The organism is Cupriavidus sp. FW305-27, from assembly GCF_058787995.1.
Genome location: NZ_JBYTAG010000089.1, coordinates 1 through 22436, shown reverse-complemented (window position 1 = coordinate 22436; position 22436 = coordinate 1). Strand labels below are relative to the sequence as shown.

General features: G+C 62.0%; 25 protein-coding genes and 3 pseudogenes. 16 read left to right on the top strand and 12 right to left on the bottom strand.

The features are described from left to right. Nucleotides 1-200, top strand: a 200-nt coding sequence (locus tag AC3WRI_RS29955; RefSeq protein ID WP_492294666.1) for a DUF1484 family protein, incomplete at its 5' end; no start/stop codon positions are given. A gap of 102 nt (nt 201-302) precedes the next feature. Here AC3WRI_RS29955 and AC3WRI_RS29950 read toward each other — a convergent pair. Both AC3WRI_RS29950 and tnpA read right to left on the bottom strand, forming a co-directional pair. Next, nucleotides 303-544, bottom strand: a pseudogene (locus AC3WRI_RS29950) (EAL domain-containing protein); the annotation flags it as partial. A gap of 74 nt (nt 545-618) precedes the next feature. Beyond that, nucleotides 619-1035 carry an IS200/IS605 family transposase gene (tnpA, locus tag AC3WRI_RS29945; RefSeq protein ID WP_492294665.1) on the bottom strand — a complete coding sequence of 139 codons (417 nt, stop codon included), beginning with the start codon at nt 1033-1035 and terminating at the stop codon, nt 619-621. A gap of 19 nt (nt 1036-1054) precedes the next feature. On the opposite strand from tnpA, the gene AC3WRI_RS29940 reads away from it, so the two are divergent. Further along, entirely contained in the window at nt 1055-2269 is a 1215-nt protein-coding gene (locus AC3WRI_RS29940; RefSeq protein ID WP_492294663.1) for an RNA-guided endonuclease InsQ/TnpB family protein, read from the top strand. Between the two features lie 74 nt (nt 2270-2343). On the opposite strand, the pseudogene AC3WRI_RS29935 reads toward AC3WRI_RS29940, so the two are convergent. Then, nucleotides 2344-2826: pseudogene (locus AC3WRI_RS29935) on the bottom strand (EAL domain-containing protein); the annotation flags it as partial. Nucleotides 2827-2974: 148 nt separating this feature from the next. Here AC3WRI_RS29935 and AC3WRI_RS29930 point away from each other — a divergent pair. The 4 genes from AC3WRI_RS29930 to AC3WRI_RS29915 are packed head-to-tail and all read left to right on the top strand — an operon-like array spanning nt 2975 to nt 5043. Next, complete coding sequence (locus tag AC3WRI_RS29930) at nt 2975-3496, top strand: PAAR domain-containing protein (protein ID WP_492294661.1); 522 nt, start codon at nt 2975-2977, stop codon at nt 3494-3496. A gap of 3 nt (nt 3497-3499) precedes the next feature. Beyond that, nucleotides 3500-4099: a hypothetical protein gene (locus tag AC3WRI_RS29925; protein ID WP_058697447.1), complete on the top strand. Its 600-nt coding sequence runs from the start codon at nt 3500-3502 to the stop codon at nt 4097-4099. Continuing rightward, nucleotides 4071-4403 carry a hypothetical protein gene (locus AC3WRI_RS29920; protein ID WP_143010694.1) on the top strand — a complete coding sequence of 111 codons (333 nt, stop codon included), beginning with the start codon at nt 4071-4073 and terminating at the stop codon, nt 4401-4403. The genes AC3WRI_RS29925 and AC3WRI_RS29920 overlap by 29 nt, the downstream gene beginning before the upstream one ends. Nucleotides 4404-4413: 10 nt before the next feature. Beyond that, nucleotides 4414-5043: a hypothetical protein gene (locus AC3WRI_RS29915; protein WP_492294660.1), complete on the top strand. Its 630-nt coding sequence runs from the start codon at nt 4414-4416 to the stop codon at nt 5041-5043. Between the two features lie 256 nt (nt 5044-5299). On the opposite strand, the gene AC3WRI_RS29910 is transcribed toward AC3WRI_RS29915, so the two are convergent. Next, nucleotides 5300-7942 (bottom strand): bifunctional diguanylate cyclase/phosphodiesterase, encoded by a 2643-nt coding sequence (locus AC3WRI_RS29910; protein ID WP_492294658.1) that lies wholly within the window; start codon nt 7940-7942, stop codon nt 5300-5302. Between the two features lie 460 nt (nt 7943-8402). After that, complete coding sequence (locus tag AC3WRI_RS29905) at nt 8403-9200, bottom strand: YdcF family protein (protein ID WP_492294656.1); 798 nt, start codon at nt 9198-9200, stop codon at nt 8403-8405. Between the two features lie 759 nt (nt 9201-9959). Here AC3WRI_RS29905 and AC3WRI_RS29900 point away from each other — a divergent pair. The 5 genes from AC3WRI_RS29900 to AC3WRI_RS29880 all read left to right on the top strand — a co-directional run bounded on the left by AC3WRI_RS29900 (nt 9960) and on the right by AC3WRI_RS29880 (nt 12711). Beyond that, on the top strand, nt 9960-10493 hold the full coding sequence (locus AC3WRI_RS29900; RefSeq protein WP_492294655.1) for a hypothetical protein: 534 nt from the start codon (nt 9960-9962) through the stop codon (nt 10491-10493). Further along, nucleotides 10493-11053 carry a PAAR domain-containing protein gene (locus tag AC3WRI_RS29895; protein ID WP_492294653.1) on the top strand — a complete coding sequence of 187 codons (561 nt, stop codon included), beginning with the start codon at nt 10493-10495 and terminating at the stop codon, nt 11051-11053. The genes AC3WRI_RS29900 and AC3WRI_RS29895 overlap by 1 nt, the downstream gene beginning before the upstream one ends. Further along, complete coding sequence (locus AC3WRI_RS29890) at nt 11050-11670, top strand: hypothetical protein (RefSeq protein ID WP_492294651.1); 621 nt, start codon at nt 11050-11052, stop codon at nt 11668-11670. Before AC3WRI_RS29895 ends, AC3WRI_RS29890 begins: the two co-directional genes overlap by 4 nt. A gap of 14 nt (nt 11671-11684) precedes the next feature. After that, entirely contained in the window at nt 11685-12209 is a 525-nt protein-coding gene (locus AC3WRI_RS29885) for a hypothetical protein (protein ID WP_492294650.1), read from the top strand. Nucleotides 12210-12426: 217 nt separating this feature from the next. Further along, nucleotides 12427-12711 (top strand): hypothetical protein, encoded by a 285-nt coding sequence (locus AC3WRI_RS29880; protein WP_492294648.1) that lies wholly within the window; start codon nt 12427-12429, stop codon nt 12709-12711. Between the two features lie 124 nt (nt 12712-12835). Here the strand turns inward: AC3WRI_RS29880 and AC3WRI_RS29875 are convergent, their stop codons facing one another. From AC3WRI_RS29875 to AC3WRI_RS29855, 5 genes are all read right to left on the bottom strand, one after another. Next, a complete protein-coding gene (locus AC3WRI_RS29875) occupies nt 12836-13198 on the bottom strand; it encodes a hypothetical protein (protein WP_492294647.1) in 363 nt (120 codons plus the stop codon). A gap of 157 nt (nt 13199-13355) precedes the next feature. After that, nucleotides 13356-13538, bottom strand: coding sequence for a hypothetical protein (locus AC3WRI_RS29870; protein WP_492294670.1), 183 nt, complete (start codon nt 13536-13538; stop codon nt 13356-13358). A gap of 177 nt (nt 13539-13715) precedes the next feature. Continuing rightward, nucleotides 13716-15023 carry an MFS transporter gene (locus AC3WRI_RS29865; RefSeq protein WP_492294645.1) on the bottom strand — a complete coding sequence of 436 codons (1308 nt, stop codon included), beginning with the start codon at nt 15021-15023 and terminating at the stop codon, nt 13716-13718. A 123-nt stretch (nt 15024-15146) separates the two neighbouring features. After that, entirely contained in the window at nt 15147-16079 is a 933-nt protein-coding gene (kce, locus tag AC3WRI_RS29860; RefSeq protein WP_058697451.1) for a 3,5-dioxohexanoate:acetyl-CoA acetone transferase, read from the bottom strand. Nucleotides 16080-16163: 84 nt separating this feature from the next. Then, nucleotides 16164-16946 carry an SDR family oxidoreductase gene (locus AC3WRI_RS29855; protein ID WP_011614306.1) on the bottom strand — a complete coding sequence of 261 codons (783 nt, stop codon included), beginning with the start codon at nt 16944-16946 and terminating at the stop codon, nt 16164-16166. A gap of 96 nt (nt 16947-17042) precedes the next feature. On the opposite strand from AC3WRI_RS29855, the gene AC3WRI_RS29850 reads away from it, so the two are divergent. Next, complete coding sequence (locus AC3WRI_RS29850; RefSeq protein ID WP_454751153.1) at nt 17043-17825, top strand: GntR family transcriptional regulator; 783 nt, start codon at nt 17043-17045, stop codon at nt 17823-17825. Nucleotides 17826-17929: 104 nt separating this feature from the next. On the opposite strand, the gene AC3WRI_RS29845 is transcribed toward AC3WRI_RS29850, so the two are convergent. Beyond that, a complete protein-coding gene (locus AC3WRI_RS29845) occupies nt 17930-18577 on the bottom strand; it encodes an IclR family transcriptional regulator (RefSeq protein WP_492294643.1) in 648 nt (215 codons plus the stop codon). A gap of 97 nt (nt 18578-18674) precedes the next feature. On the opposite strand from AC3WRI_RS29845, the gene AC3WRI_RS29840 reads away from it, so the two are divergent. The 4 genes and pseudogenes from AC3WRI_RS29840 to AC3WRI_RS29825 all read left to right on the top strand — a co-directional run. After that, nucleotides 18675-19652, top strand: a complete 978-nt coding sequence (locus AC3WRI_RS29840; RefSeq protein ID WP_011614308.1) for a Bug family tripartite tricarboxylate transporter substrate binding protein — start codon at nt 18675-18677, stop codon at nt 19650-19652. 44 nt (nt 19653-19696) lie between these two features. Continuing rightward, nucleotides 19697-20572 (top strand): TauD/TfdA dioxygenase family protein, encoded by an 876-nt coding sequence (locus tag AC3WRI_RS29835; protein ID WP_010811404.1) that lies wholly within the window; start codon nt 19697-19699, stop codon nt 20570-20572. Nucleotides 20573-20634: 62 nt separating this feature from the next. Further along, complete coding sequence (locus AC3WRI_RS29830) at nt 20635-21486, top strand: TauD/TfdA dioxygenase family protein (RefSeq protein ID WP_439671132.1); 852 nt, start codon at nt 20635-20637, stop codon at nt 21484-21486. A gap of 73 nt (nt 21487-21559) precedes the next feature. After that, a pseudogene (locus AC3WRI_RS29825) lies at nt 21560-21771 on the top strand (transposase); the annotation flags it as partial. Here AC3WRI_RS29825 and AC3WRI_RS29820 read toward each other — a convergent pair. Continuing rightward, nucleotides 21752-22198 (bottom strand): GNAT family N-acetyltransferase, encoded by a 447-nt coding sequence (locus AC3WRI_RS29820; protein ID WP_492294668.1) that lies wholly within the window; start codon nt 22196-22198, stop codon nt 21752-21754. The pseudogene AC3WRI_RS29825 and the gene AC3WRI_RS29820 sit on opposite strands and share 20 nt — an antisense overlap. Nucleotides 22199-22436: the final 238 nt, after the last annotated feature.

Below are 22436 nucleotides of genomic sequence, written 5' to 3'. Positions count from 1 at the left end.
GCAAAGCCGTCACCCTAGAGGACCACATCCTCGAAGCCACTGACGACATCCTGCGCGTCAGCGCCGGCCTTCAGTCCTTCCTGACCTTGCTGGAGCTGCAGAGCGACATCATCCCCCAAGGCATCGGCCTCCACGCCCTGCTTTTGCCGCTCAAGCAACAGCTGGTCGACACCGCCGACCGCCTGCAGGCGCTGGTCTGAGGAGGGAGAGCCTGCTTACCCGCCCAACGGATGAGCAGCGCTGAAAAGCAAACGGCGCGAGCCAACTGGTCTCGCGCCGTTTGCATCCTGGTGCGGTGGCATTCAAGTCACGGCGCTCACATAGGCCTCGAACGCGCTGGCCTCCACCGGCGGACAGAAGAAGTGGCCTTGCCCGTAGTCGCAGCCGGCAGCCAGCAGGATGTCGCGCTGCGACTCGGTCTCGACGCCCTCGGCAATCACGCGGATGCGCAGTGCATGCGCCATGCTGATGATGGCGCGGCACAAGGGGCCACGTCGTCCGGGCCCCGCGTCAGCGAGCGGATGAAGGACTGGTCGATCTTGATCAGTCGAGCGGCAAACCTCGCCCTTCAGGGCGGGGAAGGATAGCGCAGACGGCATAGCTGTCTTTGCCTTTGCCTCAGAGTGGTGTCTGCTGCTGCTCGATGTATTGGCGGATGATCTCGATGGGTGCACCGCGGCAGCTTCCGGCAAAGTATGACGGCGAGCACAGCGCGCCGCCCCACAGCTTCTTGCGGATGCTGGGGTAGTTCTGCTTGCGGATCATGCGGCTGGAGACGCCTTTCAAGCTGTTTACTAGCGCCGCTGCCACGGCTTTTGGCGGATAGTTCAGCAGCAAATGCACATCGTCATCCACGCCATCGAACTCCACCAGTTCCGCCTCGAAGTTCGCGCCGACGCTGGTGAGGATGCCGGACAGGGCGTCGAGGATTTCCCTGGTGAATACCTCACGGCGACACTTCGTCACAAAGACCAAGTGGACATGCGTCAGGAAAACGCAGTGTCGCCCTTGCCGAATATCGTTTTCTTTACTCAAAGACCAGGGACATCCGACCGTGCAACGTCTACAGGCCTTCAAGTACGAACTGATGCCGACCGGCGAGCAACAGCGTGACATGCGCCGCTTTGCCGGGTCGTGTCGCTTCGTGTTTAACAAGGCGCTGGCGTTGCAGAAAGAGAACTACGAGGGCGGGGGCAAGTTCATCGGCTATGTGACGATGGCGAGGCACCTGACTGCTTGGCGCAACAGCGCGGACACGGTTTGGCTGAAAGACGCCCCCGTTCATCCTTTGCAGCATGCCCTCAAAGACCTCGAAAAAGCCTACAAGAACTTCTTCGAGAAGCGGGCCGACTTCCCGCGCTTCAAGCGCAAGGGACAACGCGAAAGTTTCCGCTACCCCGATCCGAAACAGATCAAGTTCGATCAGGCCAATGGCCGCATCTTTCTGCCGAAGCTGGGCTGGTTGCGTTATCGCAACAGCCGGGAAGCGCTGGGCGAGCTGCGCAACGTCACCGTCAGCCTGAGCTGCGGCAAGTGGTTCGTCAGCATCCAGACGCGGCGCGAGGTTGAAACCCCAGTGCCGCACGGCGGCGCGGTGGGTATCGACATGGGCATCGCCCGCTTCGCCACGCTCTCGGACGGTTCGTTTATCGCGCCGCTCCACAGTTTCAAGCGGCATGAAATCGCTTTGCGCAAGGCGCAGCGGGCGATGAGCCGCAAGACCAGATTCAGCAACAACTGGAAGAAGGCCAAAGCCCGCGTCCAGAAGATTCATTCCCGCATCGGCAATGCCCGCCGCGACTACCTGCACAAGTGCTCCACCACGATCAGCCAAAACCACGCGATGGTGTGTATCGAGGACTTGCAGGTGCGGAAGATGTCCAGGTCGGCGGCAGGCACAACCGAAGTACCAGGCAGTAACGTTCGAGCCAAGTCTGGTCTGAACAAGTCCATCCTCGATCAAGGCTGGTTCGAGTTCCGCCGCCAACTGGATTACAAGCTAGCGTGGAACGGCGGCTATCTCATCGCCGTGCCGCCGGAGAACACCAGCCGCACTTGCCCGTGCTGCGGCCACGTTTCAGCGGACAACCGGCGCACACAGGAGCACTTCGCCTGTGTCGAATGCGGCTTCGAGGCAAACGCCGATCTGGTGGGCGCGATCAATGTACTAAGGGCGGGACACGCCCGGTTAGCTTGTGCAGATACTTCGCCTGAAGTCGGGGCGTCGGGCCAAGAACCCCCCGAAGCGACTATACAGTTCAGCGTATAGCGCCGTAGGCATCCCCCTCCTTCCAAGCCGCAAGGCCGGCGAGCGTTAGCGAGAGGTGGGGGAGGATGTCAATTGTTGACCGAGATCTGGAAGCTCTTGCCCAGCAGCACCTGCCAGCGCGCAAGCTGGTCCAGCGCTTGCGTCAGTACCCAGCGGCCGATGTCGATGAAGAGGCCGGTTTCCTCCGCGACAGCAATGAAGTCGGCCGGGCGGATCGGCCCGCGCACCGGATGGTCCCAGCGGATCAGGGCCTCGGCCTTGCAGACCTTGCCCGTGCGCAGATTGACAATGGGCTGGTAGTGCAGCGCGAACTGCCCGGCCGCCAGCGCCGTGCACAGGTCCTGCGTGATGCGCAGGCGCTCCCTCTCCGCCTGTAGCAGCGTCTGGGTGAAGACCTTCCAGCGATTGCGGCCCTCGCCCTTGGCGGCAAACATCGCCTGGTCGGCGCACACCAGCAGGGCCTCGGCGTTGTCAGCGTCCTTGGGCCAGGTCGCCACGCCGATGCTGGCCGACACCACCAGCTCGCCGGCCAGATGCGTCTGCCTGCGCCCGAACAGCCGCATGCGGTCACGCATGCGGGGACTTCAAGAGGAAGTCTCGTCGCTACAAATAGCGGTTGCCCTTTCGAGAACCGGAAAAGTCTGATTTATGCCGCTACTGCATCCGGCTATAAGGGAGTTCCACTTCTTGAGCGGAGAGGACTCCATGATGAAGGGCATTATCCGCAAGGGCGATAGCACCACGCACGGCGGAACGGTTCTGGAAGGCATTCCCAACTTTCGGGTGCATGGCATCCCCGTGGCTGGCGCAGGGCATATGGTGTTTTGTTCAAAGTGCAAGGGCACCTTTCCGATTATCGAAGGTGACTCCAGCTTTACCGCACACGGCTACTCCGTGGCGCTTCATGGGATGCGTACCGCATGTGGCGCCGTTCTTATTTCTTCAGCTGGCGAATTCGCCAATGTCGAGCATCCACGAGGCACAGGAACCGCCGATGTCGGAGGAGGTAGACCAAGGCCCGACACTGACACATACTTGACAGTTGGCTTCGACGATCGCTACGTGCTGTTGGATAGCAACACGGCGCAACCGCTTGCCAGCACTGAATATGCGATTCGCCGAGGCAGTGGTGAAGCTGAGTTCGGCATCACCGACGCTGAAGGCAGAACGCACCTACTGGTGGCTAACGCGCAAGCGGAAGACGTCTCAATCTTCGTTGAGGGGTAAGCCATGACGAATCAGCTCGTATCTCCAACCTCCGGCAAGACGCTGATCCGCATGGCAACACGGACGACGACGCCCGTATCGGCGGACGAACCAAAGCCTGTTCAAGTCGAGCGATCGTTCATTGAGGTCGTGATCTTCGATGGCCGCCTGATTAGTCGGGGTTCACAGTTCGGCCACGTGGCGATAGAGATCGATGGCACCGTGTACAGTCGTGCACCTTCGATCTATTTCAAGGGGTCCTATACTAAATACCTGCGCAGCAATACGGCACAAACCGTCTCGGACGAGACCGGAGACCATTCCGGTATGTATCGGGATGGCATTGGCATGTATCTGTGGGTGTCACCGCGAGAGAAGAAGCTGATCCGGGATGAGCTTGAAAGGCGGGTCGCTGAGAACGCAAAGTACAGATTGTTCGGCAATTCGTGCAGCACCAATGTGGCTGATGTACTGGAGCTGGCGGGGATTCTCGCGCACGACCCACGTGGCTTCGATCTGGTTTCGCCGGCAGACGTGCTAACGGGGCTGAGAAGATCAAATCGGCTGGTTGAGGAAAGACACTACAAGAAGGGCTATGAAGGTGGCGCGTCGGGAAACTGGTAAAGGCAGATCCTATGTCATATGGCTAGGTCTTGCAGCGGCTGTCGTTGCCCTATTTGGCCTGGTCGGCGGCTATCGCCTGGATTTGGCTGGCCGGGTCGTCGCGAAACGTGTTGCGCTATACCAGGAATGGGAAGGCATGCTAGACCCTGCTGCGAAGGTCGTTGGCTATGTTGAGCCCGGCACCAAGTGCCGGGTGTTTCAGGTCGGCGCGAAATCGATACTGAACTATCGGGTCAGGTGTGGGAATCTGATCGGATGGACGGCGGATGGCTATTCGTTTGACCCGCCCATTACTACGTACTGACTGAAGATTGGTGTCCGGCCAGATTGGCGAGACTCTCATTGCCGCATGGCCAAGACTGAGTCACTACCACACGTGCCAAGGAGTAAGAATAATACGAACTTCATTCATACCTTTCTTCCTCGCGCTTTCCGTTTCCGCTCACGCGGAAGGGGTGCCGGAGGCGGTCATCGATAGCTGCCTCCTTTTCGATAAATCGTCGGACGCTTCGATCTCGATCAGCCCAATTGAAGCGGACGAGAACTTGATAGACGAGGTTACTGTACCGCACTACCAGCTGTTTACCCCCGGAGGTGACAGCAACAAGCTTCGGATTGGCTATGCAACCAAGAAGCACGGAAGCAACGACTACATCTTCGTCGGGGCGCGTCGCGGATTCATTATGCAAGCGATCGCCGTGGGCAAGTTTCAGCCAACAAGGGTAGAAGAACCGAGCCTTGCCGCCTACGCTGTGCTGCGCCAAGGTGGGCAGCGATATGTGTGTGTGATGGAAAGCAACGGAAACGGCAGCGCCGCTTTCGTGAGATCGGCCTTTGTGGGGCGAATCCCATTGTCAAAGGGCGCCACGTTGAAGCTGTTCTACAAGGTGGCAGACGTGAAGAAGTTCAAGGCTTTCAATGAGGTGCCGAAATTGAGGCAGTGATGAAGCGAGATACTGTCCTCGTGACGCTGCTGTTCATTGCCCCGTCGGGAGATGCCTGCCGACCATCGTACCTGGAATCGGCCTCCACGCCTTGCTTTTGCCCCTCAAGCAACAGCTGGTCGACACCGCCGACCGCCTGCAGGCACTGGTCTGACGAGCGAGAGCCTGCTTACCCGCCCACCGGCTGAGCAGCGCTGAAAAGCAAACAGCGCGAGCCAACTGGTCTCGCGCTGTTTGCATTCTGGTGCGGTGGCATTCAAGTCACGGCGCTCACATAGGCCTCGAACGCGCTGGCCTCCACCGGCGGACAGAAGAAGTGGCCTTGCCCGTAGTCGCAGCCGGCAGCCAGCAGGATGTCGCGCTGCGATTCGGTCTCGATGCCCTCGGCAATCACGCGGATGCGCAGTGCATGCGCCATGCTGATGATGGCGTGGCACAAGGCCACGTCGTCCGGGCCCCGCGTCAGCGAGCGGATGAAGGACTGGTCGATCTTAATGTAGTCGATGTCCAGGCGCCGCAGGTACGACAAGGACGAGTAGCCGGTGCCGAAGTCGTCGAGCGCGATCTCGATGCCGGCCGCCTGGAAGCGGGATAGCTGGTCCATGACATCGGCGTTCTGCTCCATCAGCGAGCCTTCGGTGATCTCGATGACAAGGCTGCCCACCGGCACGTTCCTGCGCTCGATCATGCTGGACCAGGACTCGGGCCCGATCGCAGGCGCGCTGAACTCCACGGGGGATTTGTTGACTGAGATCTGGAAGCCCTTGCCCAGCAGCACCTGCCAGCGCGCAAGCTGGTCCAGCGCTTCGGTCAGCACCCAGCGGCCGATGTCGATGATAAGGCCGGTTTCCTCCGCAACGGCAATGAAATCGGCCGGGTGGATCGGCCCGCGCACCGGATGGTCCCAGCGGATCAGGGCCTCGGCCTTGCAGACCTTGCCCGTGCGCAGATCGACAATGGGCTGGTAGTGCAGCGCGAACTGCCCGGACGCCAGCGCCGTGCGCAGGTCCTGCGTGATGCGCAGGCGCTCCCTCTCCGCCTGCAGCAGCGCCTGGGTGAAGACCTTCCAGCGATTGCGGCCTTCCTCCTTGGCGGCAAACATCGCCTGGTCGGCGCACACCAGCAGGTCCTCGGCGTTGTCGGCGTCCTTGGGCCAGGTCGCCACGCCGATGCTGGCGGACACCACCACCAGCTCGCCGGCCAGGTGGTAAGGCGCGGCAATCCGCTCCAGGATGGCCTCGGCAATGCCCCCGGCAACGCCGGCATCGCCCACCGCGGGCAGGATCACGGTGAACTCGTCGCCGGCCAGCCGCGCCACGGTATCCGACGCGCGCACCGATGCCGCAATGCGCCGCGCCGCCTCCAGCAGCAACAGGTCGCCCTGGTCGTGGCCGAGGGTATCGTTCACCTCCTTGAAGCGATCCAGGTCGATGAACAGCAGCGCCAGCACATCCTGTGTGCCGCGCGAACGCTCGATCTCCTGCCTCAGCCGGTCGAAGAACAGGCGGCGGTTGGGCAGATCCGTGAGCGCATCGAAATTCGCCTGGTGCCGGATGACTTCCTCCGCCTGGCGTTTCTCGGTCATGTCATGGATCAGCGCAACGCGGCGGCGCTCACCATACGCGTGGGCCAGGTAGGTATCCACGGTCAGGTAGGCGGGAAACTCGCTGCCGTCCTTGCGGCGGATCGAGAATTCGCCGCTCCATCTGCCCTTGGATGCCACGGTGGTCCGCAGGCGCTCGACCAGCCCTGGCGCATTGCCTGCCCCGCTGACGATATGGCCCGGGCGGCCCTTGACCTCCTTGGCTGTATAGCCAGTGGCGGCGGCAAAGGCCGGATTCACGTCGATGATGGTGCCATCGAGCGACGTCACCACCATGGCCTCGCTGCTGGATGAATAGACCAGCGAAGCCAGCTTCATCTCCTCCATATGGCGCCGTCGCTCCCCCATGGAGCGGCGCAGGCTGTAGTACAACAGGCCAAGCAGCAGCGTGGAAGCCATGGCACCGGCCAGGGCAACGCGGCGATAGACCTCGTAGGGTGCCAGCACCAGGCCGACGGACTCCCCCACCACGAAATTGAGCCCGAATTCCGGCAAACGGTAATAGCCGAAGACCCGCTCCACGCCTTCGGAGCCCGACACCGCCCGATAACTACCAGACTGGGGCGACCCGCTGGCAAGGTACGGCCTGTTGCTGACCGCCCTGGCCAGCGTGCCCTCCATGGCCGGCACGCGCGCAATGACCTGGCCGGAAGTCTTGACGACCGACGCCACTTCGCCATCGCGGTTGGTGAACGACTGCGCAAAGCTGGCGAACTGCTCCGGACTGACCGAGACCACGATGACCCCGTCGAAGCTGCCCGCGCGCAGGATGGGGCGCGTGAACTGGATCGACCATTTGCGCGAGACCTTGCCCTTCACCGGGTCGCTGATGAACAGCATGTCGCGCCCGCCCGCGTTCTGATGGACCCGGAAATGCTCGCGCTCGCTCAGGTCGACCTTCTGGCCGGGCGTGGGCGCGGCGATGGACGAGTAGATGAGCAGGCCATGCTTGTCGATCACCGATACCTGGAACGACAGGTCCACCACCAGGTTCTGCCGCTCGCGCACCATGTCGACGAATCCCGGCTGGCCGACCAGCCAGCTGGCCCGTAGGTCGAGGAGGAACTCGGACAGCCGCAGGATGCTGGATTTCGAGTACGCGCCGAACGCCTGGGCCTGCGCCTGGGTACGCTCCGCGGCGTCGTGCAGCAAGCGGTCCCGCTCGCTCACGAGCTGAAACGCCGCGAACGCCCATGTTGCAATCAGCCACGCCGCCGCCGCCAGGTTCAACGGGGAGAAGAGCTGGTGCAGGCGCTGCAGCGCCTTGCCATATCGGGTGGTCGAGCGTTCTGGCATCAAATGGGTATCGCAGAGCAGCGAAGAATCGACATCGATAGAGGCTAGTCGAGGTCAGCGAACCCGACAAGCTGCACGCACTCTAGCCCCGTGCTCACCGCGCGGAGCCGGGCCGGCGTGCGCCGAAAGCGGCACGTCGTGATCATGCTCCGCTCGACTCGTGGGCACGTGGGCGACTATGTGCCATTCCGGCCTGATTGACGTCCCCCAAAAGGGGGCTAAGGTATTTTCGCCACAGACATTTCGGCGCCGCTGTTGGAGTCGCTGTCGATAGCGGTGCACGCAACGCGCGCTATGACGAAGCACTTGAAATCCCGCGCGCTATCGGCAGCTGCGGACAAAGCTGAGGGAGCGAGCGGAATTCAGCCGCGAGGTGGAGGAGATTCGCGAGAACTATCGCGCAAAACGCAACTTCAACAAGTTGCTCGCCACATTGTCTTGAGGGCGGGCTGCGCAGGAGTCAATACTCCCTCAACACCCATCCACTAATCGCCGCGAAGTACTCACGGAGCCAGGCGTTATACCGAAGGTAGAGCGGCGTCCCAGCCCCGACTCCGGCGACCTCCCCGAATCCTGCCTTCCGGGCAATCCGCACCGCCCGCCGTACATGGAAGTCGCTGGTCACCACCACAATGGGATCGGTGGCGGCGACGCCCTGCTCTTCAAGCAAGCGCCGGCTGAACATCAGGTTTTCCTCCGTGCTGGTGCTGCGCCCTTCCCGGATGACCCTGTCTGCTGCGACACCGCCGGCGATCAGATACTCAGCCATGATGTCCGCTTCCCGGCACCGCAGCCCGAAATCCTGCCCGCCACTGACCGCGACCTTCGCCTGCGGCCACTGCTGAGCGTGCTTCAAGCCCTGATCCAGCCGCGCAACCAGCGTTGGCGAGGCGACGCAGTTTGGTGTGCCGGAGCCGAGGATGATGATGGCTTTTACGGGGGAGTTTCCTGGGATGGCAGCTTCGGTGTTGCGGTGGATGTTGTAGAAGAATACGGCCACTGTCGCCAGCCATAGGGCGAACGCGATCCATGCTGCTTGCCATAGTTGCTGGCGCCTGTGGCTGGCGGCTCGCCAGTGGGCTACGCGGGGCCACTGCCATGCAAGGAGCAGGAACGACGCGCCGATGCAGCCTGGCAGGACGATGCCGAAGTTGAACAGGCCCATGGTCATCAAGGCGATGGCGTCGGAGAGAAGCAGGGCGCCGCATAGCGCAAGGCCCATGCGGCGCCAGAACGCCTTCGTTTTCATTCCCTGCATTGTGGTGGCTCGATTCAGTGTGAGAAAGGTTCGACAGCGAGCGGCATTGGACACTACCTCACCGCATATGTCACCAGGTAGAGCGATGCCGTGCCCACAACGAGTAAGCCCAGCAGTTGGACTAGGCGCCTCGGCGTAGCGTCGCAAGCCCTCCAGCCCACCACGGCGAACACAATCGATGGTCCCAGAATGTAGAGGCAGGGCAAGACTGTGTGCCAGGTAGGCACAGTGCAAGCGCCAACGTCCCAGCACCCCTCCAGGCCGACATTTGCGGGCATTCCGGCTGCGCTACGGTCATCCTTGAACCGTTCCAGAGGTCATTATGACCCCCCTTCGCGCGAGGCCATTCAGCAATACGCGACACAAATTCTAAGGACCTCTGAGTGCAAAAGAAGGACCAACTTTAAGGGTCGGCCTATGGATGCACTAACTGGGGTTGGGTACATCTTGGCGTTGGTAAAGGCGATCTTAGCGATGGGGGCAGATCTGAACCCAACAACGCGAACCATCGCGGCCACGGGTGCCCTTAGCGTCAGCCTATGCACGTTGCGCGCGGGGGCGGAATCGGACTCCATTCAGTTGTTTGAGGTGAAACAGTTGAGCAACCCTCCATCACGCCTCCGGTCTTGCGGGCACGTTCTCCATACCTCGCCAGATCTTTACATCCTCGTTCGCTATCAGCCCACGCCAGATACGCTGAACTACTGTCGCGTGTCATGTGAATACATTGACCACGAGAACCCAGGCGAGGGAAATGGCATGTCGGTCTACCTCTCGCCATTCGATGCCTACATCGCTGCCGCGCTTCTCTCCAAGCCAGGCGAGCAGTATCACGCCATTCCTGCCTATGAGTTTGATCCGCGTGAGCTCATTGGGGACAACGGCGGCAGCCTGCACTACTTCCTGCATTGCGGATGGGGGGCGAGTGACCGGCAACTAGTTATTCGGCGAAAGGGTGGTCTTGTTGGCTTATATGGCATGGATACAGTCAGGGTGTCACCTGAAGCCATGAATGCAATCGACTTGAATATCAACGGCAAGGACCTCACACACTATGGCCGGATGCGGGAAAGCGCGGGGCTGTTTGCGCACGCCGAATGCCATAACCGGGTATTGGCTCTTGACGAGCGACAGCGCATGCAGCATGTCGCGCGGGCTATCGACTCAATGCCCGGCACAGTTCCGGTGGGCTGCGATATCAATCAAATGGCAATGTACGACTTCGACGCTGCGCAATGGCATTTCGTCCCACTCGACGTCTTCACTTCTGACACGGACAACATGGAGTCGTAATGCCTGATATTCGCTACGCACTTCGAAACGGGGACAAGACCAGTACAAACGGGACGCTTATCGCCACCGGCCGTAGCATGATTCATCATGGTGTGATGGTAGGTGTGGAAGGCGACTATGCGACCTGTCCGGCCTGCAAGGCTGGCGGGCCGGTCATGAACGACTGCTACCCATCGTTCAACATACACGGGAAGCAGATCCTGGTAAGCGGTGCCCGCGTCTATTGCAAATGCGCTACGCGGCCACTGGTCATACACTCGCAATCCGATTTTAGTATCGAAGTGAACAGAGGAGGTCCGCGCGCGTCGCAGTCATACTCGGAAGGGGTTAGCTCTGGCGAAGCTGCGGCTAGTCACGACACGCAAATCATTGAGCAGTACTACGAGCTTGTTGATGCCGACACGGACAAGCCTGAGTCCGGCTATCGATATGACCTGTTCATTGAGGACCAGGTGATTACCCGGAATGCCGGACTTGCCGGGACGACCGCAACAGTGCGCGGCGATGTCGAGGTGCGCATCGTCATGTGGCTGGATAAGACTAGCGAGGCACGAGCATGACGGATCCTTCCAAGCTCACTTCCGAGGAGCGCTTGCTGGCAGCCATTGCCTATGGCGAATCCTCAACGCGGGACCAATATGAAGAGATGGCGGCGTTGGCAAGCGTCATGGTTCGTCAAATGAAGGCACGCGGTTATTCATCTATCGATGCCTTCACATCAAAGGATAAGAACTTCTCATTTGTGAGAACAGATGGAAACGCGCGCTACGCCAAGTTGATGAAGTCCACGGAAAAAGATGTTGAGAAGAGTTCAGCAATGTCGGATGCGGTTAAGGCAGCGAGGAATGCTCTTTCGGGAGGCGTGGACTACTCGAACGGCGCGTACTTTTGGGACGGAGCAGACATCAAGTCGAACTACAAAAATCACGCGAAGGTGAAGTCCGGCATTCACTTCACAGATCCTGCTCACAATATCTACGGAATCAATGGGTCAGAGAAGGCGAAGATTCTGTATAAGACCGTCAAGAAGAAGGTCAACGGACATGTCAAGACTGTAAGGGAGGAGGTTGGGCGCTACTCCTGGGTCTATGAGTCTACCGCCGGTGTGGGGGGAACGATCTTTTGGCGCTATGGCCAAGACTGGGTTACTGTCACTCGCGCCAAGGAATACAAATGATACGAACTGCTCTCATGGCTCTTCTCCTCGTGCTTTCGCTTTCTGCTCACGCGGAACAGGTGCCCGAGGCCGTCATCGACAGTTGCCTACTATTCGACAGATCGTCTGACTCTTCGATCTCGATCAGTCCAATTGAAGGAGATGCGAATCTGATAGACGAGGTTACTGTGCCAGGCTACCAGCTGTTTTCGCCTGGAGGTGACAGCAACAAGCTTCGGGTTGGCTATGCAACCAGCAAGCACGGAAGCAACGACTACATCTTCGTCGGGCCGCGTCGCGGATTCATCAAGCAAGCGGTTGCTGTGGACAAGCTTCAGCCCACAAGGGTTGAGGAGCCCAGCCTTGCCGCATTCGCGGTGCTGCGCCAGCGCGGGCGCCGATATGTGTGTGTGATGGAAAGCAACGGAAACGGCAGCGCCGCTTTCGTGAGGTCAGCCTTCGTGGGCCGAATCCCACGGTCGAAGAACGCTACATTGAAGCTGTTCTACAAGGTGGCAGACGTGAAGAAGTTCAAGGCATTCAATGAAGGGTCGAAATAGGGCCATGATGACGCGAGCCCTCGCTCTCGCGATGCTGCTAGTCACGGCGGCACCGGTCGTTGCCGACAGGCCAATTTCTCCATCCACGGCGGTTGGGTGCCCGGATCCATCGGCTGCATCGATTTGACGAGTTCGACGGACAGCTTCATCGGCGAGTTTGTCTATTATGCAAAGGATATGGACCTTGTGGTCATGTACTAGGTGGGTGGCGTCCGGCGTGCTTGTCGCGATGACGGCAATCATCGCGATTGACGCCTGGCAGGCATGGCATTCACCCCAGCACTATCCGTTTGGCGCAGAGGGGCCGGTGGCAAATCTCTGGGCGTACCAGTCGCAGCGACACTACTTGATTGCATCAGGACTTGCGCTCGCCGCCTGCTGCCTCGCGATGATGGGGATCTGGTTGCGCCACGCGCCGAGATGGCTTCGCTGGCTATGTGTTGCACCACTTCTCTCTATGGCGGTGCTTGCGGTCTATGAGTGGCTCATCGCGTTCGAATGAAAACGCAAACTCTGGCGTGACGGGCAACGGGTCCGCCCACACCGCACCCGTGCTACCCGACACTGACCCAGCATCAGTCACTCAATGACGCGGTCAACTCTCTTCAGCAAATCGGGAGGAATCGTCAATCCCAACTCGCGAGCAGTCCTGAGATTGATAGCGAGTTCGCGGCGCGAGACGACTTCGAACGGGGTGTCCGCAGGCTTTGCGCGCCCTTCAATATCCGATCAAAGATGACTGGCAAGCGGGGGAAGTTTTTCGCAACGCTTGTGCCGTAGCTAAGCAGGCCGCCCGAATCGTCCGCGCCTCCCCAGAACATGGTCGGCAGCCGACGACTCGTAGCCAATGTTGCAACGCGCTTGCGCTCCGCAAGCGGCGCGGGAACTTCGAGCACAATCAGCGCCTGGGCACGACCGGTTTCCATGGCATTGAACGCAGCGTCCAGATCGGGCTTCGGTCCCCGTACTTTCAGTACCTGAGGGGTCACGCCAGCCGCATGCGCAGCGGCGACGTTGGCGCGCTCTATGGGCGCCAGACCACTGGCGTCGGCGCCAGGGATGTCTGAGTCGCTAAGAACGGCAACGCGTTCAAGTCTGGGGATCAGCGCCTTGAGGATGTCGAGCTGCCGGGACGGAAGCTCTGGGTCATAGTTCGTCGCGCCGGTGATCGATCGAGGCTACGATCGGAATCGTCGTAGTCGCCTTTCGCGCCGCGTTGGTGGCGGGGCCGCCATACGTGGCTATGACATCCACGCCTTCGTTGACCACTTCGATCGCGAGCTCGGGTAGGCGTTCAAGCCTGTTTTCGGCATAACGTCCCTCGTAGATGACATCGGTGCCTTCGACGTACCCGAGTTGCGCCAGGCCATGGCGGAGTCCTTCGAAGGCGGGATTGGGCTTCCTTTGATACGCGGCCTCAACGCAGGGATATGTGCGGACACGAACATACTTGGCGAACCGGCCCCTGCCTTTGCAGCTCGGCCAGTACGGTGACGCTTAAGCCCTTCAGCGTTCCTGCCCCTGCCGCAGAAACGGTGCCACGGCGCAGGCGACAAGCAACAGGCCCGCCATGATCACCAGTCCGTTACGCGTACTGCCGGTCGCCTGTTCGATGATGCCCATCACCGACGGTCCAATGAATCCGCCCACCAGCCCGCAGGTATTGATCAGGGCCAGTCCGCCCGCCAGCGCCACGCCCTTCAGGCGAGATGACGGGAACAGGAAGACGATCGACTGCACCACGAAGAACATCAGCGCGGTCAGCGAGAAGCCGACGAGCGCCATCACCGGGCCTGCGAAGGCGGCAATCAGCAGGCCGCCTGCCATCACGACCAGCCCCAGGCAGAGCAGGCGGCGGCCGCGCCGTGGGGTGTTGGCATGTCGGGGCAGCCATGCGGCCCCGATGGCGGCGGCTATCCAGGGCAGGGAATTGAGCAGCCCGATTTCCACGGGCGTGAGCTTGCCGTACGTGCCGATGATACCCGGCAGGAAGAAGATCACCGTGTAGATCGAGATCTGGTGGCAGAAGTAGATGAAGATCGCCAGCCAGACCTGCGGATCACGCATGGCGCCCAGGAACGAGTGGCCACCTTTGCCGGCGCTGGCGTCGGCGGCTTCCGCGGCCAGTCGGCTGCGGACTTCCTGCGCCTGGACTGGCGTCAGCCATGGCGCGCTGTCGGGGCCGTCGGGCAGTTTCTTCCATACCACCGCGGCAAGGAACACCGCAGGCAGGCCTTCCAGCACGAACATCCATTGCCAGCCCTTGAAGCCCCACATGCCATCCATGCCCAGCAGCGCGCCGCCCAGCGGGCCGCTGACGATGTTGGCGATGCAGACGCCGAGCAGGAAGTAGCCTACCGCCCGCGCGCGATCCTCGCGGCCGAACCAGTACGTGAGATAGAGCATCACACCGGGAAACAGCCCTGCCTCGGCCGCGCCGAGCAGCACGCGCATGATGTAGAAGGAGGTCTCGCCCTGGACAAAGGCCATCGCCGCGGACAGCAGGCCCCACGTCACCATGATGCGCGTGATCCAGAAGCGCGCCCCGACCCGATGCATGATCAGGTTGCTCGGGATTTCCAGCAAGGCATAGCTGAGGAAGAACAGACCCGCGCCCAGGCCGTAGGCCGCGGCGGAGATGTTCAGGTCGACAGCGATGTGGGTCTTGGCGAGTGCAATGTTGGTGCGATCGAGAAAGCTGATCACATAGGACAGCACCAGCAAGGGCATGAGCTTGCGGAACAGTAGTGCGGTCAGCGGGCGGTCTGTCGGCGCGGCCAGCGGCGGCGCGCCTGAGGCGGGTACGGTCTGCATGTGCGTAGTCTCCATCGGCGGATATGGCGCCACGCCCTGGGGCCGCGTGTCAGCCGTTCTGCCTGGTTGATGTCTTCAGTGTTCGAGGGTTGGGCGGGGCCGGGCCGTGGCGGCCTCGCCTGTTCAGAACGCGGTGCCTGCCGCGCCCTTGAGGTCCAGGATGTCGCGGGCTTCGTCCGGCGTGGCCACGTCGATGTTCAGGGCTTCAAGCACGGTCCGGATGCGCGTGACCTGCTCGGCGCTCGATGCCGCCAGCTGGCCCGGACCGATCCAGAGTGAGTCCTCCAGGCCAACGCGGACGTTGGCGCCCATTGCCGCGCCGATGGTCGCCAGCGGAAGCTGGCCTCGGCCGGCGCCCAGGATCGACCAGCGGAACTGATCGCCGAACAGGCGCCGGGCGGTGCGGTGCATGTGCATCAGGTCCTCGGGATCGGGGCCGATGCCGCCCAGGATGCCGAAGACGGATTGGATGAACACCGGGCCACTGACCAGGCCACGGTCAAGGAAGTGCCGCAGGTTGTACAGATGGCTGATGTCATAGCACTCGAATTCGAAGCGCGTGCCGTTGGCATTGCCGATGCGCAGGATGTTCTCGATGTCCTGGTAGGTGTTCTTGAAGATCAGGTTGCGGCTGTTCTCCAGGTGTTCGCGCTCCCAGTCGTGCTGGAATTCCTTGAAGCGGTCGAGCATCGGGAACAGGCCGAAGTTCATCGAGCCCATGTTCAGCGAGGCCAGTTCCGGCTTGAAGGTCGTGGCCGGCAGCATGCGCTCCTCCACCGTCATGTGCGGGCTGCCGCCGGTGGTGATATTGATCACGGCGTCGGTCTCGGCGCTGATCCTGGCGAGGAACGGCCGGAACAGCTCCGGGTCCTGCGACGGGCGTCCGTCCTTGGGGTCGCGGGCGTGCAGGTGCAGGATGGCGGCCCCTGCGCGCGCCGCGTCGATGGCGGCGGTTGCGATCTCGTCGGCGCTCACTGGCAGGTGGGGCGACATGCTGGGCGTGTGGATGGCGCCGGTCGGGGCGCAGGTGATGATGGCTTTGGCTCGCTTGGCCATGGTGATTCCTTGGTCGGGTGTTGTCGCGTTTTGGCGGATAGCGGACCGCGGATATCCGGCGGCCCCCGGAATGCGCTGGTCGCGCTAGCTGAGCGCCTGGGTCAGGCCGTCCACGACCATTTCCTGGCCGTGCACATTGGCCGCCTGGTCGCTGCAGAGGAAGCGCACCATGTTGGCGATGTCGCGCATCGTCACCATGCGGCACAGTGCCGCCTGAGACGTGTAGTTGCGCGTGACTTCCTCAAGCGGCTTGCCGAGCGACTCGGCCTTCGCGGCAATGACGGCGCGGATACGCGGGCCGTCGACCGCGCCGGGCAGCACCGTGTTGACGCGGATGCCATCCGCGCCCAGTTCAAGCGCCAGCGATTTGGTAAAGCCCACCACGGCCCATTTCGATGCGGAGTAGGCGGAACGGCCCGGCATGCCGAGATGCCCGGCAGCGGAGGACAGGTTGACGATCGACGGCGAGCGCCCCTGCCGCAGGCGCGGCACCGCGGCGCGGGCGCACAGGAACTGGCCGGTGATGTTGACGGCAAGCGTGCGCTCCCAGTCGGCCAGCGACAGGGTTTCGACACCGCCGGTCGGGCCGGCAACCCCGGCATTGTTGACCAGCACATCCAGGCCGCCAAAGGCGCCATCCACTGCCTGGAACAGCGCCTCGACGTCGCTTTCCTTCGACACGTCGGCCCTGACTGCCACCACGCCGGGCAACTCGGCGCAGACACGTTCGAGACTGCCGCCAGCCACGTCGCAAACCGCAACGCGGGCGCCCGCCTCCACAAACGCCCGTGTGATCTCCAGGCCGATTCCGTCTGCGCCAGCAGTCACCAGTACGCGTTTGCCGGCGAGCGATTCATCCTTCCACATGATTCCAATCCTCTTGGGGACAGGCGGCTGCCTGCCTTCCGGACGAAGATTAAAACTGTGATCACAGATCAAATATAGAGAATAACCCTATGTGCTATGCTTCGCGGCATGACCCTGAATGACCTTGTCACGCCCCTTGTCCGCCAGACGCTCAGCCGCGACGTCTACACGCAGCTGCGAGACCTGCTGATCAGCGGCCAGATGATGCCGGGCGAGCAGATTTCCCTGCGCAACATTGCTGCCGCGTTGAACGTCAGCGTCATGCCGGTGCGGGAAGCGGTGCATCGCCTCGTTGCCGAGCAGGCACTTGAGCTCACGCCAAACCGCGCACTGCGGGTACCAAGGATGAGCGTCAGCCAGTTCGAGGAGATCACCAAGATCCGGATCGAACTGGAGGGACTCGCCACTGCGACCGCGGCGGAGCGCATCACCGATGAGGAACTGAAGCAGGTACAGGCACTGCACCGCCGGTTTGCCGACGAGATGTCGAAGCGCAGTCCCGACGGCGCGGATGTCATCGCCGCGAACCAGGCCTTTCACTTTGCCGTGTATGCGGCGGCGCGCATGCCGATCCTGTTGCAGATGATTGAGTCGCAGTGGTTGCGCATCGGCCCGATCCTTAACCACGACCTCCGCTCCGGATCGCGCCGCGTGGAAGAGCGCGTCGCGGTCAAGCATCACGACAATCTGATCGAAGCGCTGCGCAGGCATGACAGCGCGGCGGCATGCGCGGCGCTGCGCGGGGATATCGAGAGCGCGGCGGCCTATATTGTCTCGGCGGGGGTACTGGTCAATACGGACAGGACCGAGGATGCGGCGGTCACGCTGGTGCCCTTGAAGCGGGCGGCGAAGGCGGGGCGTGCGGGGATGAAGGGCTGATCAGCGCGGCAGGCTTGAAGAAGTTCAAGGCATTCGATGAGGGGCTGACATCGATGCCGTTTTGAAGCGAGCCATCACCTCCAATGCCTGCATTCCCGCCCCCCTCAAGCCGGCGCCAACCCAATCATCCGACTAACAGTCCCCGCAGCCCGCTGCAGCGCAGGCACCATCTCCTCCCTGATCCGCGCAGGCGTAGCCTCGCCCATTGACGTAGAGATCCCAAGCGACAGCTGCCTGGACCCCACTGCAGGCAGCGGCACGGCAATCGACATCTGATTGCTTTCCGGATATTCCAGCTCGCTCCATTCTCCGACCGGCAGCGCAAGCGCCATGGCCAGGGCACTGCCCGGCGGCAGCACGCTGCCTACCCGCAAGTTCATGACCACCAGCCGGCGCCGCTCGGCCGGCGCCATTGCGCGTCCGACGATGATGACGCCTTCCGGGTTGATCTCCCCCAGGTTCGCCGTGCCGGAATACATGTCAGCCAGTTGCTGCAGGTGCTCCTGCACCGCCTCGGTCACGCCCAGGCTTTCCATCGCGGCAAATCCGATCTCGAACACGCGCGTGGTGAGCCGCCACTGGTTTGCCTCGCGCGCCACGTAGCCCTCTTCCTCCAGCGTCAGCAGGAATCGCAGCACCGTGGGGTGGGGCAAGTCCACCGCGCGTGACAGCTCGGCCAGGGTCGGACGGCCGTTCTGGCGGAACGCTTGCAGGATGGCTAGACACCTGAGGATTGATCTATTACTCTTCATCCGTTCACTATGTGTAATGTACGTTCACTAAGTGAACAATATAAACCAAGAAAGCGTGGGCGGCAAGCATTCTCGCTGCTCCACCACAGGAGACAACATGAAGCGCCCCATTCTCAGTGCCGCGCTGGCCTGCGCGGCTGCAATCATGCCCGGGCCTGCCGCCTGGGCCAGCGATGCCTGGCCGAGCAAGCCGATCAAATGGGTTGTCCCTTACCCGCCCGGTGGATCCACCGACATGCTGGCGCGCATCGTCGGCCAGAAGCTGGGGGAACGGCTCGGGCAACCCGTGGTGGTGGAGAACAAGGCAGGCGCCGGCGGCAATGTCGGCACTGACTACGTGACCAAGCAGCCGGCCGATGGCTACACCATCGTGATGGGCAATATCGGCCCCATCGCGATCAATCCCTCGCTCTATCCCGACCTGCCGTACAAGCCGGGCAAGGATCTCGCGCCGGTGACCATGCTGATGGCGGTGCCCAACCTGCTGGTCGTGAATACGGCACTGCCGGTGCAATCCGTGAAGGACCTGATCCAGTACGGCAAGCGCCAGGCTACGCCGCTGACCTATGCAACGCCGGGCGCCGGCACCTCGCTGCACCTGGCGGGCGAGCTGTTTGCCAGCACCGCCGGCGTGCGCATGACCCACGTTCCCTACAAAGGCAGCGCGCCGGGGCTGAACGACACCGTGGCGGGCCATGTTCCGGTGATGTTCGACAACATGCCGTCGGCGCTGCAGCTGGTGAAGTCCGGCAAGCTGCGCGCGCTGGCGATCACCGGGGCCCAGCGTTCGCCGCTGCTGCCCGATGTGCCCACCATGGCGGAAGCCGGCCTGCGCGGCTATGAGATTGCAGGCTGGTTCGGCGTGCTGGTGCCCGCAGCAACGCCCAAGCCCATCGTTGCCCGGCTGGATTCAGAGCTGGAAGCCGTGCTGAAGATGCCCGACGTCCGCAAGAAGATCGATGAGATGGGCGGCGTCATCTCCGGCGCCGGGCCGGAGGCGTTCGGCGTCTTTATCGATGCGGAAACGCAGAAGTGGCGCGCGCTGGTGCGCAGCGCCCACATCACCGTCCAGTAACCCTCGCAGTCGCTAACACTTTTTAAGCAAGGAGAACGCAAGCCATGTCGCAATACCGTTTCATCGATGTCCAGCCCATCGCGGGCGCCCTCGGTGCGGAGATCAGTGGGGTAGACCTGTCCCAGCCGGTGCCGGACGAGACGTTCGCAGAGATCCGCTCGGCGCTGCACAACCATCAGGTCATCTTCTTTCGCGACCAGCAGTTGACGCCGGACCAGCACAAGGCGTTCAGCGCCCGCTTTGGCGATCTGCTGGAAGTGCCGTTCGTCCGCGCGCTGGAAGGCCACGCTGAAATCCTGCCGGTGATGAAGGGCAAGGCGGAGCAGACCAAACGCAACTTCGGCGGTGCCTGGCACACGGACATGAGCTATGCAGAAATCCCGCCGCTGGGGTCCGCCTTGTATGCGCGCGTGATTCCGCCCTACGGTGGCGACACCATGTGGGCCAGCATGTATCACGCTTACGACGCGCTTTCCGATGGGCTAAAGCTGGTGCTCGACAAGTTGCGCGCGGTACATAGCCCCGTGCGTTCCTATGGCGCCAGGGGCGCCGTGGTCAACAACGGCGACCCCGCCCACAAGATGGACGTGCGTACCGATGACCGCGCCAACAGCGAGGTCCTCCATCCGGTGGTGCGGGTGCATCCCGCCACGGGCAGGAAGGCGCTGTACGTCAACAGCACCTACACCATGCGCTTCGAGGGCATGACCGAAGAAGAAAGCGCGCCGCTGCTGCAATACCTCTACGCCCACGCCGCCCGCCCCGAATTCACCTGCCGCTTCCGCTGGACCCGCGGCGCGCTGGCCGTGTGGGACAACCGCTGCACGCAGCATCTGGCGATGAACGACTATGACGGCTTCGACCGCGAGCTGCATCGCACAACCATCGCCGGCGATCGCCCGGTCGGCGTGGCAGCCTGAGCGCGCCGCTGTGCGCCTGGTGCGCCCCACTCGCTCCCTTACGCTCATCAAGGAGACGCGCAATGGCAATGCAAGTTCTGCCGCAGGACGCCCCCTGCGGCGCGCTGGTCAGGGGCCTGGACCTGAAGCAGGCACTGACCGATGCGCAAGTCGCCGAGATTCGCCGGCACTGGCTTGAGCACAAGGTCCTTGCCTTCACCGACCAGGACCTGGCAATCGAGGACATCGAACGCTTCGCGTCAACGATCGGCCCGCTCGGCAGCGATCCGTATTTCACCGCCATCCCTGGCCATCCCCATGTCGCGCAAGTGCGGCGCGATGCCAACGAACGCACGCCGATCTTTGCCGAGTCCTGGCACTCGGACTGGAGCTTCCTGGCGCAGCCACCGGCGGCTACGGTGCTATACGGCAATGTCATTCCGCCAGTGGGCGGTGACACGCTGTTCGCCGACCAGTACGCCGCCTGGGACGCGCTGCCGGCGGAACTCAAATCACTGGTGGACGGCAGGCAAGGCGTCCATTCCGCGCGGCGCGGCTATTCGCGACAGGGCGCATATGGTGAGAAGGACAAGGGACGCTCGATGGCTATCCGCTATTCGGACAGTGCGATGGCAACGCAGCTACACCCCATTGCGCGCAAGCATCCCGAAACCGGGCGCACAGCCTTGTTTGTCAGCGTGGGCTATACGATCGGCATCGATGGCATGAGCGACGAGGAGGCGGCGCCGATCCTGCGTGCGCTGTTTGAGCACCAGGCCAGGCCGGAGTTTGTGTATCGCCATCGGTGGTCGCGGGGGATGCTTGTTGTTTGGGATAACCGATGTGTGAATCATGCGGCGACTGGTGGCTATGATGGGTATGATCGCCTGTTGCACCGGATTACTGTGGAGGAGCGCGGCGATCGCGTTGGTTGACGCTCCGGGCCGACGTTGGGGGCCGACGGGATGACGGCGACTGTATGACTTGCCTCAGTCCGGATGCGGCGGCAAGGGGCGCCGCGCCGTGGCGGCGGCGCACAAGCCCGTGTATGCGGCCCCCAGTGCGGAGGCTGCGCTGGCCGAGCTGGAGGCCTTCGACCAAGACAAATGGGTAAGGACTACTCCCCGATCGCCGCGTCCTGACGTCGTGTCTGGGATCAGGTGATCCCGCTCTTTGCCTTTCCGCCGGCGATCCGCAAGATCATTCACACAACAAATGCCACTTGAGCGCTGCGAGCCGCTTCATGCCAATGAGGTCCCAGTGATATTCCACTTCAGTTAGTACCACTGAGCCCCGGGTCGAGACGCGCCGGTCTAGCAGTCGTCCGCCGGCACGTTCGTAGAACCTGCGCGCCCGTGCATTTTCCTCGAGTGACCACAGGCGCATCGAACTGGAACCTCGCCTCAACAAGGCTGACGCGCAGCACGACAGAAGCCTCAGGCCGACACGCTTGTCATGAAACGCCTCCAGTACGTAGAGGGCGTAGACCTCTCCCCGACATTCCTGCTCTGCTTCGCGACATGGTCCGCAATCGGAAAAGCCGACGACTTCAGCCTCACTGGTCGCGACGAAACAGGCTACCGATGGGTCCGCGAGAATGCGATACCTGGCTGGCAGCCGGCTTTCCGCTGTCACATTCGCAAGCATATCTTTGGGAAGCAGCTCGCCATATGCTTGATGCCAGCAAAGCGCATGTACCGCCGAAATCGCAGCCGCATCGGCTTGGGTGGCAGGTCGGATGGTCAGGTCTTCCTGATGCGGGCGATCGGGCATTGGTCTGGTCATGTGGTTGCTAATGGAACCTCGCGATCCTCGGCCCAAGATCACCTCAAGTCAAACAAGCCGCATTAACCACCCCCACCGCCAACGAAATCACCCCCATCAC

Excerpts from the sequence above, each read along its gene's own strand:
- AC3WRI_RS29930 (WP_492294661.1), top strand. The coding sequence starts at position 2,975 with ATGATGAAGGGCATTATCCGCAAGGGCGATAGCACCACGCACGGCGGA.
- AC3WRI_RS29925 (WP_058697447.1), top strand. The coding sequence starts at position 3,500 with ATGACGAATCAGCTCGTATCTCCAACCTCCGGCAAGACGCTGATCCGC.
- AC3WRI_RS29920 (WP_143010694.1), top strand. The coding sequence starts at position 4,071 with ATGAAGGTGGCGCGTCGGGAAACTGGTAAAGGCAGATCCTATGTCATA.
- AC3WRI_RS29910 (WP_492294658.1), bottom strand. The coding sequence starts at position 7,942 with ATGCCAGAACGCTCGACCACCCGATATGGCAAGGCGCTGCAGCGCCTG.
- AC3WRI_RS29905 (WP_492294656.1), bottom strand. The coding sequence starts at position 9,200 with ATGCAGGGAATGAAAACGAAGGCGTTCTGGCGCCGCATGGGCCTTGCG.
- AC3WRI_RS29900 (WP_492294655.1), top strand. The coding sequence starts at position 9,960 with ATGTCGGTCTACCTCTCGCCATTCGATGCCTACATCGCTGCCGCGCTT.
- AC3WRI_RS29895 (WP_492294653.1), top strand. The coding sequence starts at position 10,493 with ATGCCTGATATTCGCTACGCACTTCGAAACGGGGACAAGACCAGTACA.
- AC3WRI_RS29890 (WP_492294651.1), top strand. The coding sequence starts at position 11,050 with ATGACGGATCCTTCCAAGCTCACTTCCGAGGAGCGCTTGCTGGCAGCC.
- AC3WRI_RS29885 (WP_492294650.1), top strand. The coding sequence starts at position 11,685 with ATGGCTCTTCTCCTCGTGCTTTCGCTTTCTGCTCACGCGGAACAGGTG.
- AC3WRI_RS29865 (WP_492294645.1), bottom strand. The coding sequence starts at position 15,023 with ATGCAGACCGTACCCGCCTCAGGCGCGCCGCCGCTGGCCGCGCCGACA.
- kce (WP_058697451.1), bottom strand. The coding sequence starts at position 16,079 with ATGGCCAAGCGAGCCAAAGCCATCATCACCTGCGCCCCGACCGGCGCC.
- AC3WRI_RS29855 (WP_011614306.1), bottom strand. The coding sequence starts at position 16,946 with ATGTGGAAGGATGAATCGCTCGCCGGCAAACGCGTACTGGTGACTGCT.
- AC3WRI_RS29850 (WP_454751153.1), top strand. The coding sequence starts at position 17,043 with ATGCTTCGCGGCATGACCCTGAATGACCTTGTCACGCCCCTTGTCCGC.
- AC3WRI_RS29845 (WP_492294643.1), bottom strand. The coding sequence starts at position 18,577 with ATGAAGAGTAATAGATCAATCCTCAGGTGTCTAGCCATCCTGCAAGCG.
- AC3WRI_RS29840 (WP_011614308.1), top strand. The coding sequence starts at position 18,675 with ATGAAGCGCCCCATTCTCAGTGCCGCGCTGGCCTGCGCGGCTGCAATC.
- AC3WRI_RS29835 (WP_010811404.1), top strand. The coding sequence starts at position 19,697 with ATGTCGCAATACCGTTTCATCGATGTCCAGCCCATCGCGGGCGCCCTC.
- AC3WRI_RS29830 (WP_439671132.1), top strand. The coding sequence starts at position 20,635 with ATGGCAATGCAAGTTCTGCCGCAGGACGCCCCCTGCGGCGCGCTGGTC.
- AC3WRI_RS29820 (WP_492294668.1), bottom strand. The coding sequence starts at position 22,198 with ATGCTTGCGAATGTGACAGCGGAAAGCCGGCTGCCAGCCAGGTATCGC.